We start from the raw sequence: 16,707 nt of genomic DNA, 5'->3' as shown, positions 1-16,707 counted from the left end.
CATTACGCTCCCACCCCAGGCTTGGACTATTTAAAACAGGTAGTAGCTCAGACCGAAGTCGACGCTATAGGTATTCTTGCGATAGTCCGCACCATTTCGTGTTTCTGTGTAACTGCGCGCTTTGAAGTCGATGCGCATCGAAAGGGCCTTGGCCCAATAGAACCTTTGACCCGCGCCGTAGTTCAGAGCATTCAGATCGCCCTGATCCGTGCTGACACGCGACAGGCCTGCTGTGAAGTAAACATCGGAGTAAACGATCAGGAAGTCGGCAAGGTTGAGCTTTCCGTAAAACGGAGCAAGAATCGCACTGGTGTCGATGATTTTCTTGATCTGGTTGACTTCAGGATCCAAAATCCCCTGAACGAACGAGCCATCCGCCTCGCGACGGTAGTAGGTGATCCGGCGCAGAGCCTTGCGGTCATCAGAATCCGCGACCTTGGCCGTCATCGACTGCAGCTCGACACCGATCCACTCATTCAGAAACATCGCGCCCCGGAAGCCCAAGAGCGTGGTATCGGTATAAGCTTCATTAGTGATGGTTCCATAGGAAACACCCAGCTCAGGGCGCAGCGCTTTGGTAAAGTAGCGATTCTGGAGAATAGTCACAGGGGACTGCTGCCCTTTACCACGAATCTCTTCGGGCTTCAGGTCGATGGCGAACGTGGCCGGTGCCAGGCTCATCAGCAGAGTTGTCAGAAGAAGACGCGTGCGTACGAATCGAAATTTCATAGGTTGACCTCTAATCAAGCTTCCCGCACGGGGAAACCTTCCTATAACGAAATAGTTCGGTGAAACGGTTCCAAACCTTAAACATTCGCTGGGAGCAACGCGGACTTGAGCGCAATTATTGGTAATTACGATGAATTTTCGTAACGCAGAAATCGGAAAACGAAGCCGATTTCTTACGCATGAATGCCATCAAGCCTTGTAAAGAGTGTAACACGAGGCATGGGTAGTATAAGGAGGGCAAGAACTGCCCGCCCCGATAATGCAGTTGGAGATTTACTTTGCGGCTTTACGTCGAGCCCATTCGCGATTCAAAAGATCGAGCTCGCGACTGCTCTGGCCCAGCACCGAGGAATTTTCCTGAGCGCGCCTTGTAAGATAGGGCAGAAGTTCCGCCACCGTTCCATAAGGAACATACTTGGCAACAAGGTAACCGGATGCGGCAAGGTTGAAGCTGATGTTATCGCTCATCCCGAGCAGCTGAGCGAAGTGTATGCGTTCATCATTCGCAGCGATCTGGTGTTGGGCCATCAGGTCAACCAGAAGACGCACGGAATCCTCATTATGCGTTCCTGCGCAGATGGCGATGCGATCGACGTTGGCCACGCAGAATTTCAAGGCTTCGTTATACTCGCGGTCGGTGGCTTCCTTGGTTGGATTGATGGGCGACGGACGGCCGTCTTCGGCTGCCTTGTCGTTCTCTTTTTCCAGATAGGCGCCCCGCACGAGTTTGAAGCCGAGCTGAAAGCCCTGCGCCTTCGCCGTCTCATGACAGGCCTTGATGAATTCCAAACGATCATGGCGATAGAGCTGGATGGTGTTGAAGACGATGGCTTCCTCTTTATTCAATCGAGCCATCAGATCCATGGCCAGGGTATCGACCGCTTTTTGAATCCAGGATTCCTCGGCATCGATCATGATGCGCACGCGCTTTTTCGCAGCATGCTCGCAGATCGCTGCGAAACGGCCCTGAACGCGGGCATAAGCCGACTGCTCATCCACGCTCAGCACATCACCGCGATCGACCTTCGCCAAAAGATCAAGTGAGGCCACGCCTGTGGGTTTGAAGACCGCAAAGGGTATCATCTTGCGATGCTGCGCGGCCATGTCGATGGTTCGGATGATTTCCTGCGTGACGATATCAAAGTCCGCATCCTTGCCTCCACCTTCACGGGCAAAATCAAGGATGGTGCCTACATTCTTCGAACCCAGCTGCTGGATGCGGGGCAGGCAATCAGGGATGGTTTCCCCGCCGCAGAAATGGGAAAAGATGGTTTTTTTGATCAGGCCCTGCACGGGCAGACGCAGTTTGAGCGAGAGTCCGGCCAAGGTCGGACCGAGTTTCACTACAGTCGGACTGCCGATGACGCGGAAAAGAAAAATAGCCTGCTGCAGTTGACCATCGCTGAGCGAGGCAAAGGCGACCTTGGTGTTATTCAGATCAAGGCTGGCAGCAGGCGTCTCGGGTTGACGTTTGGGTTTGGACATGGCGTGGCTCTCCCTAGGATCCGTGGCGAGAACACCCTAGCAGAAGAGCCCCCAAAAGTCATGAGTTCGCTGCGCGTCTCATTCCTTCCGCGGCTTCATATTCTGAAACGCCTCCAGTAAATCGATCGGAATGGGAAAGAACAGCGTTTTTGCGTTGTTCGAAGTCGCCATATCGGCCATGGTTTGCAGATAACGGAGCTGCAAGGCCGTGGAATTATTGGAGATCAAATCCGCAGCATTTTTGAGGGTTTGCGCCGCCTGGAACTCCCCTTCCGCGGCAATAACTTTGGCGCGACGTTCCCGCTCGGCTTCCGCCTGACGAGCCATGGCCCTTTGCTGATCCGGTGGAAGGTCGACATGTTTCACCTCGACAGCCACGACTTTTATGCCCCAGGAGTCGGTGTTTTGATCGAGAATACGCTGCAGGTGCAGGTTGATCTTATCCCGTTCGGCGAGGAGCTCGTCCAGGGAATGTTCGCCCAATACAGAACGCAGATGCGTCTGGGAAAGCTGGGCGGTGGCATAAAGGTAATTTTCCACATTGATGACGGCCTTCATGCTGTCGACGACTTTAAAATAGACGACGGCATTCACCTTCAGCGAGATGTTATCGCGGGTGATAACATCCTGAGGATCTATGTCCATGGTCACGATTCGCGTGGACACGCGCGCTTCGATGCGATCCACACCGGGAATCAGAAAGATGATGCCGGGCCCCTTCGGCACATTCAAGGCACGTCCCAATCGAAAGACAATGGCTCTTTGGTATTCCGGGATGATGCGGACCGCAGAGCTGATGAGCAGAAGAATAACGATGAGCAGTAAAACCAGCATGGAGTATTCCATAGTCAATCCTTTCGTGTCGATGGCAGGAGCCTTAGCTTCAGATTCAGTCCCTCAATCTCTTCAACCAAAAGTCGGTCGCCCGGCTTGACGGTTTGATGATTCACTTCCGTGGCATTCCAGTATTCTCCGAATATGCGGACGCGACCATGGCCGTCAATGAAGTATTCGACCGCTTCGACTTCCGCTCCTAAAAGAGTTTCCACTCCCGTCTTGGGCTTGGCGCGCATGTTCCGCATGACGAGCCAACCCAGGCCCAGGAAAAATAGGAGCAGAAACAGGGCCGATGGAATGATCAGCCAGCGCGAGATGCGCATGCCAGGCTCCGCTTTATCGTCGATCAGAAGAATGGATCCCGTAACAAAGCCGATCAAGCCTCCGATTCCCAAAGCTCCAAAGCTCGGCAGGAATATTTCCGCCACCATAAAGACGACGCTGGCCAGGATCAGGAGCATGGCTCCGAAGTTGACTGGCAATACCGAGGAGGCAATCAGAGCCAGCAGCAGACAGATGGCGCCCACCACGCCGGGAGCGATGACGCCGGGGTGGGTGATTTCAAAAGCAAGGCCTAGCAGACCGACGATGAAGAGGAGATAAAAAAGATTGGGATTGCTGAGGATTTCCAAAAGCTCGTGGCGAAAACTCCTTTGGAAGGTGACAAGTTCGGCGCCAGCGGTTTGCAGAGTTTTCGTGGTCTCCCCTATCTTCACTTCGCGCCCATCAATACCCTTCATCAGCGTTTTAATATCCGGCGCGATCACATCTATCACCTTGTTTTCCAGGGCTTCCTTCGCGGTGATAGCCAGGGAATTGCGGACGAAGGACGCGGCCATCTCCTGGTTCCTGCCGCGGGTTCCGGCGATGGACTGAATAAAAGCGACCGTATCGTTTTCCACCTTGGAACGCAGGTCGGACGGGCCATCGATATCCCCACCACCGATTTCGATTGGATGCGCTGCGCCGATATTCGTTCCCGGTGCCATGCTTGCCACATGCGCGGCCAGAGTGATAAAAGTCCCGGCACTGCCTGCATGCGCGCCATCAGGGCCGACCCAGACCACGACAGGAACAGTGGACCCCATAATATCCTGGACCATGGTGCGCGTGGCATCGAGGGATCCGCCGGGCGTATCCAGAACGATGAGGAGCCCTTCCATCTTCTCTCTTCCGATCTCATTGAAGGCGCTTTTCAGGATATCTGCGGAGGCCGCTCCAATCGTACCCAGGTGAAGCTCAAGCCACCGGGGGGCCGGGTCTGTTCCCAAAGCCCACGTGGGAAGCAGCAAACTCAAGACCAACGTGAACACTGTCCGGACAAAGCTGTGCGCCATGGATGAGGACCTCCCGTCTTGCCCATCCAGGCTACCTCTGATCAGGGTCCTCGGAAAGATCAAATTGAGCCCCCCGGGCCCGTCTGCCGAATGAAAAATAACCATGGCTATAGTTAACCAAGGTTTGGATCCACGAAACTCTTGCAGCTCAGTGAATTCAGGATAATTTACTTGGCAGCGTTCCGAGCATTATGTTTATTGGGACTAGATTCACTCGTGGGTTCATAGTCGGAGAGGCGGATGAAAAACCTGCCACGCATACGAAGTCTATGTCTGGGGCTTTTGATATTTGTCCCTGCCCTTCCCGTATCGGCCCAGCATTCCGTGAAAACAGTGGTCTGGCATACACCCAACGACTGGGAAGGCTATGTGAATGGAGAGGGCAAAGGTCTTTATGTGGATCTTGTGAAACAGGTCTTCAGGGCGAAAGGCATCACGGTGAAACGGGAGACCGTGCCGTGGAAACGGGCCCTGCACAATGTCCAGGTGGGCAAAGCCGACTTCACCGGAGGCACCACGCCGATCCCTGGTTATTACATTTCGCGCCAGCCTTTGATTCAGGGCTGGGAAGTCATCTTCCAGAGAAAGGGCGCTTTGAAACCGCCGGTGATCGACCGGCTCCAAAGCAAAATAGGTGTGTGGCCGATGGGTTATATTGATGAGTTTCCACAGGACATCAAAGAGCATCTGAAAGGACACGAAATTGCCAGCCGTGAGCAGGGCATTCGCATGGTGCTTTCCGGTCGCGTGGATTATTACCTGGATAACCTCGTGCAGCTGTCCGATACCCTCGATCTTATTCCAGGGTCACGCGATGAATTCGAATGCGCTGAGATTTTCTCCGACACCCTTTACATGCTTTTCACAAAAAACAACCGCGGGCGCAAACTGCGCGATCTGTATGACGAGGAAATCGAGCGACTCGCCAAGACCGATGCTTTGGCGAAGATCTATGAGAAGTGGTCTTTCGAAGTCCCAATTTCCCTTATGCCTAAGACTGATTTCATCGATGTCTTGCACCGCTGCGAGAAAAGGCCGGGATTATAAAGTCACCTCATGAGTTTGACGACAGAGTTTAGAGCGCCATAAGGATGGCGTTGAGAAACTCATGGAATTTGCTGAAAATGGCGGCAATGTTTGATATGAATGCCATCAGGATCGCAGCCATTGAAGGGTTATTTATGATAGCAGACCAGAATGAAGACACGTCCACACCCAATGGTCGCGAACGAACAGACCAAAGCTTGAGTGCTGAACGGGCCAAGACCGATCAGTCTTTATTGGAAGCGAAGAAGCGGCTGGAACGCCATGCTGATGAGTCCGTCTCAACAAGCCGCGAAGAGGCTGATGAGACTCGAACCCAAATCAGGGTCGAGGGCGACAATTCGCGGAAGATAGACAGGACAGTGTCAGGCGCAAGCCAGGTCGATGAGCAGCTTCTGGAGGAGCGGCAAAGGATCGACAGCGCTCTTGATCGTGAGAGATGCCAAATGGATCAGGTCTTGGAACGTGAACGCAGCCAGAAACAGCGAGTTGAGAACGAGCTGTTGCAGGAAGAACGCACGGAAACCGATCAGGATCTTAACTCCGAAAGAAAATGGACGGATAATGAATATCTTCGGGCGGCGAATATACACTCAGACGAGATGAAGGGGCATCTCGCAACCCGAGCAGCTCTCACGAGCAGGCAGGAACTCCTGGCCATCGTGAGCCATGACCTTAAAAATCCCCTGGCGTCCATCTCCATGGCTGTGGACCTGATGAAGTCAGCGGAGCACGATGGGACGGCTGACGAGATCAGGAATGAATATATGGATCTCATCGGTCGCAACGCTCATGAGGCGCTGAGGCTTATCAGCGATATTCTGGATATGGAGCGCATGGCTGCGGGCAAGGTGACCCTGCAAGTCGAACGCCATGACTTCAATGACATTATCCAGTATTCCTTCAGGACGTTTGAGCATCAGGCCACTGATAAAAAGCTCTCTCTTCACCGGAACTGTTCCAACACCAACGCCCTTGTCATCTGTGACCAGGACCGCATTTCCCAGGTGCTCGCGAACCTGATCAGCAATGCTCTCAAATTCACACCCAAGGGTGGGCACGTGAGCTTATCGGTGGAGTGTCGCGCTGAGGAGGTTCAAGTCTCCGTTTCCGATACCGGCCCTGGTATACCGGAAGATATGCAGGAAAAGATTTTTGAACGTTTCTGGCAGATTGCCGAGCAGAATCGCAGTGGTCTTGGAATCGGACTCTATATTTCCAAGATGATCGTGGAAGCTCATCGCGGCCGGATTTGGGTGGATTCCCGGCTCGGACAAGGGAGCACATTCTCGTTTACGCTTCCTCTTGGTCGCCGGTCGAACGGTTAGGAACGCGACGTTCTGGAGCTCAGAACCGTCAAGGCCAGAAGTCCGGCTGCGGCCGAGATCAGGGATGCCGCGAGGATTCCAGTCTTGGCGGCATCAAGAGAGGATGGGGTGAATGCGAGCCCTGCAATGAAGAGTGACATGGTGAAGCCTATGCCGGTTAAGAGGCTTCCACCTGCAATCAAAGACCAGTTTAATTTTGCAAACAGTGTGGCGAGACCAAGGCGGACGGCAAGCCAGCTCATGGATATAACCCCCAAAGGCTTTCCGCACACCAGCGCAAAAATTATGGCATAGGTAAGAGGCTGGGCCAAAGACTCAGGCGACAAAGCAACCCCAGCATTCGCCAGCGCAAAGACGGGCATGATGCCGAAACCCACCCAGGGATGCAGCCTTATTTCGAGCCGTTCCACAGGTGAGAGCGTTTCGCGTGCCGCTGTTCCTGCGAGACGAAGATCGTGGCGATCGACTGTATCGCCGCTCCAATGGTCACCGCTGGGGTAGGAAAGGACTTTGCCGAAGATGAAGCGCAGGCGTTCGTCGCTGACCCATCCCCGAGCCGGAGTCATCAATCCCAGCACGACACCTACGATAGTAGGATGAAGGCCGGAAACGTCGACGCAGAACCAGATGGCGACGCCGAACAGGGAATAAACGGGGGAACTTCTCACGCCCATCCAGGTAAAGCCGGCCACAGCGATAAATCCGGCAAGACCAAAGCCCAGCGCCGTCCAATCAAGCGCATGACCATAGCCGAAGGCGACAACCAGAATCGCACCAACATCGTCAAAGATAGCAAGCGACAGAAGAAAAAGCCGAAGGCTCGAAGGGATGCGCCTGCCTAGAATAGCGAGGCAGGCTATCATGAAAGCGGTATCCGTGGCCATTACGGTTCCCCAGCCGTGGACCTCAGCTGTATCGCGCATCACAAAGAGATACAGCAAGGCAGGGAACAGCATGCCGCCCAAGGCGCCCGCCAAGGGCAGCATCGCCATATGAAAGCTCCGCAGTTCACCGCGAACGAGTTCACGCTTCAGTTCCAAGGCAACGACGAAAAAGAAGAGGGTCATCAGGCCATCATTGATCCAGCCCCGCAGCGGGCGGCTGAGATCCCAGGTTCCAAGATGGATGCCAATATTCATCTCCCAGAACGCGCTGAATGCGCTCGACCAGACCGAATTCGTCACCGCCACGGCCACGAGCATGGCTCCGAGCAGAATGGTGCCTGCTGCGGCTTCGATTTTGAGAAAACGCGTCAGTGGTTCTGTGATCTGCTGGATCATCTCATGAGGAAGATCCTGGTCGCTCTTTGACATTCACGCTCTTTTCTTCTTGCAGCACTCTGCCTTCGTTTCCTCCGAACCGCTAAGCCATTCTCACAAAATTCTCTCAGAGCTTGAGTGCGACACGTCTTTGACAAGGGTGTTGGAGGCGTTCACCGGGATCTGCGTGTTCATGTTTCGATAAATGAATAGGATGAAGATCAGGAAGAATGAGAGTAGCACACATTGCATGCTGATCACGAGCATCAAAAGAGCCATGGTCGATGACCAGCCCGGGGATGAGAGACCTAGAAATTTCATCGTCACGACGGTCCCAATGCCCAAGGCGGACAGGGTGATGAAGCCCAAAGTCATCATCAAAACCCGCACTGTGCAGATGTCCACGAACACCGATATCGCGCTGAGCCCGTGCAGAATGAGGCCGGTGAAGTTCATCTTGGACTGACCGTAGTAGCGGGTGCCGCGATCGATCTGAACCATGGTTCTAGGAATGCGGGACCGCAAAACACCGCCTGCATAGGAGTGCCAGATTTCGCGTGAGTTGACGAGCTGGGTCAGGCAGCTGGTGGGGATCAGCGAGAAATTGCCAAATGAGATGCGAAAGCCTGTGAAAAGACGGAAGAGGAGCTTATAAACACCGTAGCCCATGCGGAAGGTCAGGCTCTCGTTCCGACGACCGCGCGCGGCAATGACGATATGCCCAGGGTTGGCTTCAGCCTTGTCGATAAGCTGGGCGATATCCTGCGGCTTGTCTTCGCCATCTCCATCCATGATGACGACAGCATCGAAGTTCTCTTCACTTTGAGCAACCCAGCCGAGGCCGGCTGCTATCGCATTCTGATGACCCACATTCCGATTCAGGTGCAGTATGGAAACCTGGGTTTTATCCTGCCGCTGCTCCAGGGACTTTGTTTCCGGGGTCAGCGTGGAGCCATCGTTGATCGCAAGGATATGGATGGATTCCAAAGAATTCTTGCGATTCAACTGGCTGATTTCTTCGACCAGCTTGGCGAATGAAGGCCAGTCGTTAAACACAGGGATAAGGATGATCAGATTTTTAATCATTATTGGCCCACGGGTTCGAGCTTATAAAGTTCCAGAGTATCAATCTGCTTCACGGGAACCAGCGTGAATTTCTGCAGCACCTGAACCGGCGGCGTCGCCACATATTTTTTGTCGATCAAAAGCCAGCGGAAATCGCCTTTTTCCAGTGTCTCAGGGAAACTGGAATCCAGCACGGAAAGGTAGGTGATGCCCTTGCGATTGATGTAGTATAGATAGGTGAGAGGCGTCTTGTCACCAACGACAAGGACTCGATCTTCAGCTGGAATCACCTGCTCAAAGCCCTGGGCCTCTTCCAAAAGGGCTCTTGGGACCTGACGACTGCCAAACCATCGGCCTTCGATCCTCATGTAGCTGGCAAGCGGATAGAGAAGGGCAAGGATAAGGGCCAGGGTTTTCCAAAGGCGGTTGCGCGTGAACCAGACCTCGAAGCCTCGGCTGCTGAGAGCAGCGGCCAAGGGGAGGGACGCTGTAAGATAATAGTCGTGATCACCAAAGCGCATGACGAAAAAGTAGCCGTAGATACAGAAGCTCAGAAGATAAAGCGACCAGAAAAGGCGCGAGAACGTTCCATTCATACCCGTCCGCAGCGCAGTCCAGGCGCCGGTCAGGAATAGCAGAATCGCGCCCCAACCCACATTGATTTCCATAAACCAGTTGCCGATGCCGGCCGAAAGATTGCGCCAGAGATCATTCCATCCCTGGGGACGCTCAGCGACTTTCAGTTGGGCGTGTATGGCCCGTTCCAAGGGTGATGCCGCCAGGAGATCGCGACTATAAAGATACTGCCAAAGAAAAAGCCCCAGGATAATCACGCCGGCCAGCGCAGGATGAATGAGTTCTTTAAAAGATGGTAGACGCTTTGCGGTCCAAAATTTTCTGAAAAAGACGGCCAGCAGAGGCAGCCCATAAAGGGCCCACGATGGTTTGGTGAGCACGGCCAGAGCGATCAGCAAAACGCCCGCGAAGTACGCGAGGGTCTTCATCGACTCGCGATTCGCATAGAGAACCAGAGCCACGCCGCAGATAAAAAAGTTCAGCGCCGTGAGGTCCGGCAGCAGGGTCGTCGTGTAATAAAAGAAAAGCGGCGAAAAACAGTAAAAAAGCGCAAAAGCGAGCGAGCGGCGCTTGGAATAATCGAGCTGTCGCGCCAGGACATAACTTCCAGGCACGCCGATGATATTCACGCAGAAGGCCAGTGCACGACCGATTTCAAAGTGAAAGCCAAAGATTTGGTACAGCTTGCCCACGATCCAATAGATCAAAGGAAATTCATGATAGACGATGCCGTTATCGGCGAGACCGACACGAATGTCCTGCCTGGGAAGAAAGAAGGGGGCATGTTCAAAAGCATAGTTGCGCGCAAAGGCGAGTCCCGTCACCTGTCTCCACACATGCTGACCGACGGGAGGCAGCGGCAGGACGTTCCACAGAAAAAGAAGCTGGACCAGTGGAAAGGCCGCCAATAATAGAATAACGTGAGTCCGATTTAACTTATTGAACACGATAACTCCCCGGCTCGGATGCGCCAACTGACGCCGGTTTCTTTTATTCAAAACCACGGGCCAGGTCAAAACAAATTGTTTTCGATCTGATCTTTTGACGGATCAAAGATATAGTCTTGGAGATAGCCAGGGAAGAAAGAAAAAGAGGAAGGCCTGGGAGGCTTTCCTCGCTTGGGATTCTGGTGGGCAAAAATCGACAATTTTCGAGCTGCGATTGCAGATTTTCGAGATGAGGTAACCTGGGGCATTTAGTAATTTTTTTAGTCTCAATGCCGTTCCAATCCGTGCCGTGGTGTTCCACTAGGTTTCGGATCTGCTTTAGCATCGAAGTGCTTTGAAGATTTAAGAGAGAAGCACTGAAGGCTTTTGTGGAAGCCGGAGTTCGCACCTCCAGCTTCCTGAAACAACGGAGCCTGGCAATTTCGACAAAGCAGACCCCGTCATTCCATTGCACGGATGATAGGCGACTTATGCCTGCTTTTCAACCTGCCGGTTGCTCCCTCAAGGATTGAGGGAATCATGTCAAATTTGCGTCAACTTTTTCCATTGGATCATCCAGTATTTTCAGGCGGCCGCTATCTAAGGGCCTTCGATCATCTCGCCGACATCGACCACTATGAGCACAGCATTTTGACCTATATAGGGTCACTCTTGCCGTTCGATAAAGGCTTTCTTGATCATCCTGCCTTTCCTTCCATTGCAACCATTTCGCGCTCGACCAAGATCAGCGAATCGACTGTCAGGAAAAAACTTCGATCGTTGGAGAAGAAGGGATACGTCAAAGTCAAAGCGGTACGCGCTCTGAACTATCAGGGAAAATACCAACAAAGTTCGAATGATTACTATTTGGCGCCGATAGCCTTTGAATTTTTTCAGGATGTGATGGAAAGTCGCAAGCACATTCAGAGTATCCGCAAGCGTGCTGTGGGTGATTCGTTTGATGGCCACACTTACCCCATCGTCTCGTATAGCCCTCCCTCCCAGCCGGAAAATGGGGAGGCCGTCTTAGAGCAAACCGCCCCTATGTTTCAGACGGCCCCTAATTCCCTTCCCAAAGTCCCAGACGAAAATCCTGATTCACCCGATTCTTTTTCCGGTCGGGACATCTTCACGATGAAGGGTGAAGTGGATCGCATCGTGGTTGCCTGGGAAGAACTGGTGAAGATCCCTGTTTCCAAGGGTGAAAAGGAGCGCTTTCTAAAGGAGTATATTCGGATTCGGGGGAACGAAATATTCTACATGGAACGCCTGCTGGTGATTACGTCCGATCCATATATCACGTCACGCGCCAAAAGCATCTGCTTCCTATTCAGCGGGCTTGACTGTGCCCTGAAAAATAAGGCTGAGATTGTTGAAAAAGCTGGTCTTGCCCTGATGAAAGCACAGAGCGAGCGCGAGTTGGGTCAGGTGCTCGATGAAATTCCAGAGTTTATTAACAAGAAATCGCGAAATTTCGGCGGATCTTCTGAGGAAGTCATTCGCCACTTGCTTCAGGATCCTATCAACAAGGCAAAGAAGCGCCTGGGCATCGACCCTGATTTCAACCTGCCTACTGACGAGCGTGGCTTGCGCTCCGAAGTTGAGAGGCTTCTCCAAACTGATCTAAATGATCAGCTCAAGTGCCAATTGAAATCCATTCTTGAAGCTCTACCAAGACTGAGCTTTGGCTACTGCCTGGGACTGTTTGCAAGGCTTAGTGCCCGATTGAAAGCGGAGGTCACGCCATGACCACGGCTGAAAAAAAGCAGCGGAACCGCGAATATTACCTGAAAAACAGGGAAAGGATCCTGAGCCAAGCCAAAGCGCGTAAAAGTCAAAAGCGCCAAACTCATCTTGAAATCGTGCCTCCGCTGAAAATTGAAAATGTGGAAGCTGCAACCTCGACGGAAGCGGTTTCAAACTCAGAAGTACACTTTCAGCCAGTAACAAGAGCGCTGAAAGAAATATTTCAAACTTCAGAATGCATACCTGGAGTGAGAACTGAAACTTCTGAATTTACTTTCAACATGCAGTTTGAGTTTAATCCAATGGAAAGAAGTCTGAAACTTGCCAGGGAATTGGGTGATGAGCCTGGAGCGCTAACCGAATCTGTAAAAAATAGTCCAGATGGAATGCCTGGTAAGCTCAATGTATTTTTAGGTAAGATCCCAATTTCTTTCGTCCTCAGATTGCTGCTCGTTGCAGGATTGACAATACTAATGACTGCAATGCAAGTTGCTTTTTATCGCGAGCATGACATCCTGCCAGGATATGCGGTTCCTCTGGCTCTGGCCAGTGAATTGGCATTCCTGTCACTTGTCACCGTAAAATTTAGACGTAAGCTTGAATGGATTAGGATCGGTGTTCATCTGATCTTCTTCATCTATTTCGTTTCAGCATTGTCTTTCCATGTCTATACTAAATCGCGTACAAAAGCTGCCTCGGAGCCGACATTCAAGCTTTCTGAAACGACTGAAATTAAAGAGCAACTGAAACAAGCTGAAAGATCGCTCGAAGTGGCAACAAAAGGCCGGGCATGGAAAAGCATGGAAGTCTTTGGAGCTGAAGTTTCCAGGTTGAGAAAGCAAATCAGTGAGGGTCCGAAAGACCTCGTTTTGGGTACATCGTTGGACCAGACCCTATGGATAGAGTCCATCCTGTTGATTCTGCTAAGAGCTTTACTTTTGGCTGCATCAGCACTCAACATGCTGAAGTTAAGAGATCAGACCTCTGAAATGACACAATGTGACGGTCCCCGTTTACAAAGGAAGCTTATTTCAATGGATGCTTAGGTATTAGAAAACGATACGGAAACGCTTGTTGTCGGGTGACGTCTGCTACAATATAATAGGGCAATCCTTAAACAACAGGGCGTTACCATTATGAGATTCCTGACGATCGTCTGGTTTATTATATTCAGCAACTCGCTTCAGGCGAGACCATTCGGTATTGGTTTTCGGTCATTTGCCGTTGATGATGTTTGGCATGCAAACAGAATTCTGCCTGACTTCAAACCTCAGCCTCCGCATCGCCGAATTTGGGTCAGCCTTTGGTATCCCACCCCAATACTAGATGGAAAAATGAAGCATGCGGATTATTTTGAAGCGACTGACCCATTTGATAAGGAGTATCTGGCCGTCTATCAGCGCTTTCGTAACGCAATAATTTATCAGGAAGTTGCACAAATCAGTCAGCTAATGCCGATTCCGCAGAATCCATGGCCGTCTCAACCTACAGCATTCCAACGACTGACAGGCGCTACTCGAGACGCTCCTTTTGCTGATGGGAAATTCCCAGTCATCATCTACCATACGGGATCCCAAGGAGGCTTTGAAGAGAACGCTCCTTTGTTTGAAGCGCTGGCTCAGCAGGGTTATTGCATTTTCACAGTAATCGCACCTGATGCAAATGGGAATATTGATCATACAAGGCGCTCTCCTGAGCTGCAGCTTGCCGATGCAATACTTGTGAGCGAAAAACTGCGCCTTGATCCCCATTTGAACTTTTCACAGGTTGTGCTGATGGGATACAGCGCTGGAGCCCAAAGCAGCCTGCACGCTGCGCTACGTGGCTTTGGGACAAGAGCATTGATCCTGCTCGACACAACCATGGAAAATATTGCGAAGATGAAGATTGAGTTTGCCCTTCTTGAGGAGCTGCAGAACGCTTCAGGATCGTTCACGACTCCAATACTTGCCTTCGCGGCAATTGATCACGAAGGAAAAAAAGACCGCTTTGACATCTACAGAAATACTCCACATTCTCCCAAGGTCCTTGTGGATTTTGGCAGGGATGGGGAGCACAATGATTTCATGTGGCATGGAATCGTTGAGCGGGAGCTTCGTCAGCCGGTTGATGAGGCGGGCCTGAGTCTTGCAAAGCAGCGTTATGCGTTCATCCAAAAAACGGTGATTGCATATCTCGAACAGGCTCTAAAACCTGTTCCGGATTGGAATGCCTTGCGTCCGATTTTTCAGGAAGCAACTTCAATTGTCAGCTATACATCACTGCCCAAAGATGTCTCGCCTCCGATACCGGACCTTGATCTTATCTTCGGACTGCGCTTTATGGGGGAAAGTGCGAGGGCACTGGAACTTTGTCATAGCGTGCAACCCAATCAGCTCCCTGACATACTGCTTTGTACAGCGGTTGCTCTTGAAAATCAGAATATAGAGCAGGCGGAAATCTTTATGAAAGCATATCGCCGCGCTAATCGCGGCAAGGCAAAAGGATTTTTTGACGCAGTTCAAAAGGCTGAAGCAGATGAACTGGAAAAACTTATCAAAGCGGCTCGGGGTCCTTTGAAAAAGCCTTAAAGCATTCCTAAAAACCGAGAAAGTCGGAGGCGAGATGCTGATTAATCCGTGGTTCTGCGCTTAATGCTCTCTCAATTAGAAAACAAGAGGCCCGCTGGCGCGGGCATTGTGGATTAGTTGAATTCCTTAGGCTGTGGGGTGGGTGTCTCGTCGAGAGAGAACCGGGAAACGACCTCAACGGTTGGTCTTAGCCCCACAGTGAAATCATCTGGCAGGATTGGAAGAACTGCTGGGATGGTTGACCCGACCATGCGGGCTGTGGATCTGCTCACATTAAAGTTCAGCCTCTCCGACATACTGGACGTTTGAAACACGGTTTCATCACCAGAATACAAGTCCCTGGCAGACATGCTGTACTCGCGGATGCTATCCTTCAAGGGGACCATATAGCTATAGCCTGACCCTGGTCGCTTGACTTGAATAAGCTTGTCTGCAAGGGCTCCTGCTTGCAGATCCATCATGTTAGTAGGGTCAACCTCAAGTGCCGGAGGATTACCACCACCTATTGTGCCGCCTCCATGAACTATTGTTGAGTAAAGCAAAAGCGCGAAAGTCAGTCGTTTCATATTCACCTCAATTAAATTTCATAATATTGGCAGTCAAGATTTCGTGATCACCGGGATTATTTTTAATAATTTCATGGCATCTCCTCCACGTCTCTTCCTGGATGTACCAGCATTCCCGCGCTGCTTCCCTTGACGTCGTGCCAAGCGCAACCTTGATGAGATCACCGTCATATTTTGTGGCATCCATTTCATCAATAGCAGCAGAAATCATCTGCTTTGCGGCATGAAAATTGTCGACATCAATTTGCGGCCCATTAAGAATCAGGTAATCATCCTGCTCTTTTCCAACATTATGATAGTTAAGCCATGCAAGCAGGTTCGAGTAAAGTTGATCGCCAAGCATAGTTTTGGCTGCTTCCAGGTTGACGGATCCTTTTTTGATCAACTTTGCCAGCACGTGTGCCTCAATTTTTGAGACTTCTGGGGCTTTTCCTTTTTTCTCATGATCCTCAAAGAACTCCCGGGCAAATTCCACGTACTCAGGATGATGGCGTTCGATAAAGCTCTTTCTCCCGTCTTTGGTAGGAATGACAACCTTCAGGATTGCCATCGCCGACCAAAGATTAATTTCATGATCGCCCTTTGCGGCATGCTTAACTGTGCCGTAAGAGATGTCCTGCATTTTTGATACCATGCGATAGAGCACAGACACGTTTCGATCAGGGGACGCGTCCATCCAGGATCTTATAAGACTTCTCAACTCACTTACCCACTTCTGCATTACTCCTCCACGCTATGTGTGCTGCGCATAAGACTGATCCAACGGAATCTACAATCGTTGCAAATTTGGAGGGACTTTTTACAAACCTTGTAAAAATCATCGCTTGGAGCTTTTACCCTTCACAGCTTACAAAACTTTTGTATATGCTCGCCGACAGCATTTTTAGGCTTACTCGTAAGCGATATCAAGAGGAGTTGTATGAGAAAATATTTTTAGGCTTGAAGCAGAAATATTGCAATTTTTTTGGTTAAATAATTTCTTTTCGTTTTCGAGGAAAAATCAACCGCAGCGGATTACTGTGAAGGAGATCGTAAATAACAGTGAGGGTTAAAATGGAATTCAGCGGCTGTTGACGCAGCCGCCGAACTTTCTGTATGAGACAGAATTAAATCCAAACAACAAGTGGATTTGATATCCCCCAGTCTCGGCCTTCCATGCAACAGAAAATTATTTCCATCTCGCAATTAAATCTGTTCTTCAAACTGTGATGGGCTTTTCGCTCGTCATTATCGTGGGTT

14 protein-coding genes are annotated in these 16,707 nt (G+C 51.1%); 5 read left to right on the top strand and 9 right to left on the bottom strand.

Annotated features, from left to right (window positions below; genetic code table 11):
• Positions 1–30: 30 nt before the first annotated feature.
• The 4 genes from VFO10_RS30080 to VFO10_RS30065 form a co-directional block, all read right to left on the bottom strand.
• Positions 31–729, bottom strand: a complete 699-nt coding sequence (locus tag VFO10_RS30080) for an outer membrane beta-barrel domain-containing protein (protein WP_325145733.1) — start codon at positions 727–729, stop codon at positions 31–33.
• Between the two features lie 273 nt (positions 730–1,002).
• Complete coding sequence (locus VFO10_RS30075) at positions 1,003–2,214, bottom strand: proline dehydrogenase family protein (RefSeq protein WP_325145732.1); 1,212 nt, start codon at positions 2,212–2,214, stop codon at positions 1,003–1,005.
• Between the two features lie 78 nt (positions 2,215–2,292).
• Positions 2,293–3,048: a slipin family protein gene (locus VFO10_RS30070; protein ID WP_325145731.1), complete on the bottom strand. Its 756-nt coding sequence runs from the start codon at positions 3,046–3,048 to the stop codon at positions 2,293–2,295.
• Between the two features lie 14 nt (positions 3,049–3,062).
• Positions 3,063–4,214 carry a nodulation protein NfeD gene (locus tag VFO10_RS30065; protein ID WP_325145730.1) on the bottom strand — a complete coding sequence of 384 codons (1,152 nt, stop codon included), beginning with the start codon at positions 4,212–4,214 and terminating at the stop codon, positions 3,063–3,065.
• A gap of 414 nt (positions 4,215–4,628) precedes the next feature.
• Between VFO10_RS30065 and VFO10_RS30060 the strand changes: the two genes are divergently transcribed.
• On the top strand, positions 4,629–5,435 hold the full coding sequence (locus tag VFO10_RS30060; RefSeq protein WP_325145729.1) for a substrate-binding periplasmic protein: 807 nt from the start codon (positions 4,629–4,631) through the stop codon (positions 5,433–5,435).
• A gap of 134 nt (positions 5,436–5,569) precedes the next feature.
• Positions 5,570–6,760 carry a sensor histidine kinase gene (locus tag VFO10_RS30055; RefSeq protein ID WP_325145728.1) on the top strand — a complete coding sequence of 397 codons (1,191 nt, stop codon included), beginning with the start codon at positions 5,570–5,572 and terminating at the stop codon, positions 6,758–6,760.
• Here the strand turns inward: VFO10_RS30055 and nhaA are convergent.
• Genes nhaA through VFO10_RS30040 form a run of 3 tightly spaced genes read right to left on the bottom strand, consistent with a single transcriptional unit; the run spans position 6,757 to position 10,607 of the window.
• The gene (nhaA, locus tag VFO10_RS30050; protein WP_325145727.1) at positions 6,757–8,073 is read right to left on the bottom strand and encodes a Na+/H+ antiporter NhaA; all 1,317 of its coding nucleotides are present in this window, start codon (positions 8,071–8,073) and stop codon (positions 6,757–6,759) included. The genes VFO10_RS30055 and nhaA overlap by 4 nt on opposite strands.
• Positions 8,074–8,133: 60 nt before the next feature.
• Positions 8,134–9,105, bottom strand: coding sequence for a glycosyltransferase (locus VFO10_RS30045; protein ID WP_325145726.1), 972 nt, complete (start codon positions 9,103–9,105; stop codon positions 8,134–8,136).
• On the bottom strand, positions 9,105–10,607 hold the full coding sequence (locus VFO10_RS30040; RefSeq protein WP_325145725.1) for an ArnT family glycosyltransferase: 1,503 nt from the start codon (positions 10,605–10,607) through the stop codon (positions 9,105–9,107). The genes VFO10_RS30045 and VFO10_RS30040 overlap by 1 nt, the downstream gene beginning before the upstream one ends.
• A 519-nt stretch (positions 10,608–11,126) precedes the next feature.
• Between VFO10_RS30040 and VFO10_RS30035 the strand changes: the two genes are divergently transcribed.
• From VFO10_RS30035 to VFO10_RS30025, 3 genes are all read left to right on the top strand, one after another.
• Positions 11,127–12,335, top strand: a complete 1,209-nt coding sequence (locus VFO10_RS30035) for a helix-turn-helix domain-containing protein (RefSeq protein WP_325145724.1) — start codon at positions 11,127–11,129, stop codon at positions 12,333–12,335.
• Positions 12,332–13,378 (top strand): hypothetical protein, encoded by a 1,047-nt coding sequence (locus tag VFO10_RS30030; protein ID WP_325145723.1) that lies wholly within the window; start codon positions 12,332–12,334, stop codon positions 13,376–13,378. Before VFO10_RS30035 ends, VFO10_RS30030 begins: the two co-directional genes overlap by 4 nt.
• A gap of 90 nt (positions 13,379–13,468) precedes the next feature.
• The gene (locus tag VFO10_RS30025; RefSeq protein WP_325145722.1) at positions 13,469–14,902 is read left to right on the top strand and encodes a hypothetical protein; all 1,434 of its coding nucleotides are present in this window, start codon (positions 13,469–13,471) and stop codon (positions 14,900–14,902) included.
• Positions 14,903–15,015: 113 nt separating this feature from the next.
• Here VFO10_RS30025 and VFO10_RS30020 read toward each other — a convergent pair whose 3' ends face one another.
• Both VFO10_RS30020 and VFO10_RS30015 read right to left on the bottom strand, forming a co-directional pair.
• Entirely contained in the window at positions 15,016–15,468 is a 453-nt protein-coding gene (locus VFO10_RS30020; RefSeq protein WP_325145721.1) for a hypothetical protein, read from the bottom strand.
• Between the two features lie 7 nt (positions 15,469–15,475).
• Positions 15,476–16,189, bottom strand: a complete 714-nt coding sequence (locus VFO10_RS30015) for a hypothetical protein (RefSeq protein ID WP_325145720.1) — start codon at positions 16,187–16,189, stop codon at positions 15,476–15,478.
• Positions 16,190–16,707: the final 518 nt, after the last annotated feature.

It is taken from the genome of Oligoflexus sp. (assembly GCF_035712445.1).
Taxonomy (GTDB): Bacteria; Bdellovibrionota_B; Oligoflexia; order Oligoflexales; family Oligoflexaceae; genus Oligoflexus.
This window is presented reverse-complemented; position numbering and strand designations above follow the sequence as displayed.

Coding starts and splice junctions, on each gene's coding strand:
- VFO10_RS30055 (WP_325145728.1), top strand. CDS start 5,570: ATGATAGCAGACCAGAATGAAGACACGTCCACACCCAATGGTCGCGAA.
- VFO10_RS30065 (WP_325145730.1), bottom strand. CDS start 4,214: ATGGAAGGGCTCCTCATCGTTCTGGATACGCCCGGCGGATCCCTCGAT.
- nhaA (WP_325145727.1), bottom strand. CDS start 8,073: ATGTCAAAGAGCGACCAGGATCTTCCTCATGAGATGATCCAGCAGATC.
- VFO10_RS30030 (WP_325145723.1), top strand. CDS start 12,332: ATGACCACGGCTGAAAAAAAGCAGCGGAACCGCGAATATTACCTGAAA.
- VFO10_RS30070 (WP_325145731.1), bottom strand. CDS start 3,048: ATGCTGGTTTTACTGCTCATCGTTATTCTTCTGCTCATCAGCTCTGCG.
- VFO10_RS30045 (WP_325145726.1), bottom strand. CDS start 9,105: ATGATTAAAAATCTGATCATCCTTATCCCTGTGTTTAACGACTGGCCT.
- VFO10_RS30080 (WP_325145733.1), bottom strand. CDS start 729: ATGAAATTTCGATTCGTACGCACGCGTCTTCTTCTGACAACTCTGCTG.
- VFO10_RS30060 (WP_325145729.1), top strand. CDS start 4,629: ATGAAAAACCTGCCACGCATACGAAGTCTATGTCTGGGGCTTTTGATA.
- VFO10_RS30075 (WP_325145732.1), bottom strand. CDS start 2,214: ATGTCCAAACCCAAACGTCAACCCGAGACGCCTGCTGCCAGCCTTGAT.
- VFO10_RS30035 (WP_325145724.1), top strand. CDS start 11,127: ATGTCAAATTTGCGTCAACTTTTTCCATTGGATCATCCAGTATTTTCA.
- VFO10_RS30015 (WP_325145720.1), bottom strand. CDS start 16,189: ATGCAGAAGTGGGTAAGTGAGTTGAGAAGTCTTATAAGATCCTGGATG.
- VFO10_RS30020 (WP_325145721.1), bottom strand. CDS start 15,468: ATGAAACGACTGACTTTCGCGCTTTTGCTTTACTCAACAATAGTTCAT.
- VFO10_RS30025 (WP_325145722.1), top strand. CDS start 13,469: ATGAGATTCCTGACGATCGTCTGGTTTATTATATTCAGCAACTCGCTT.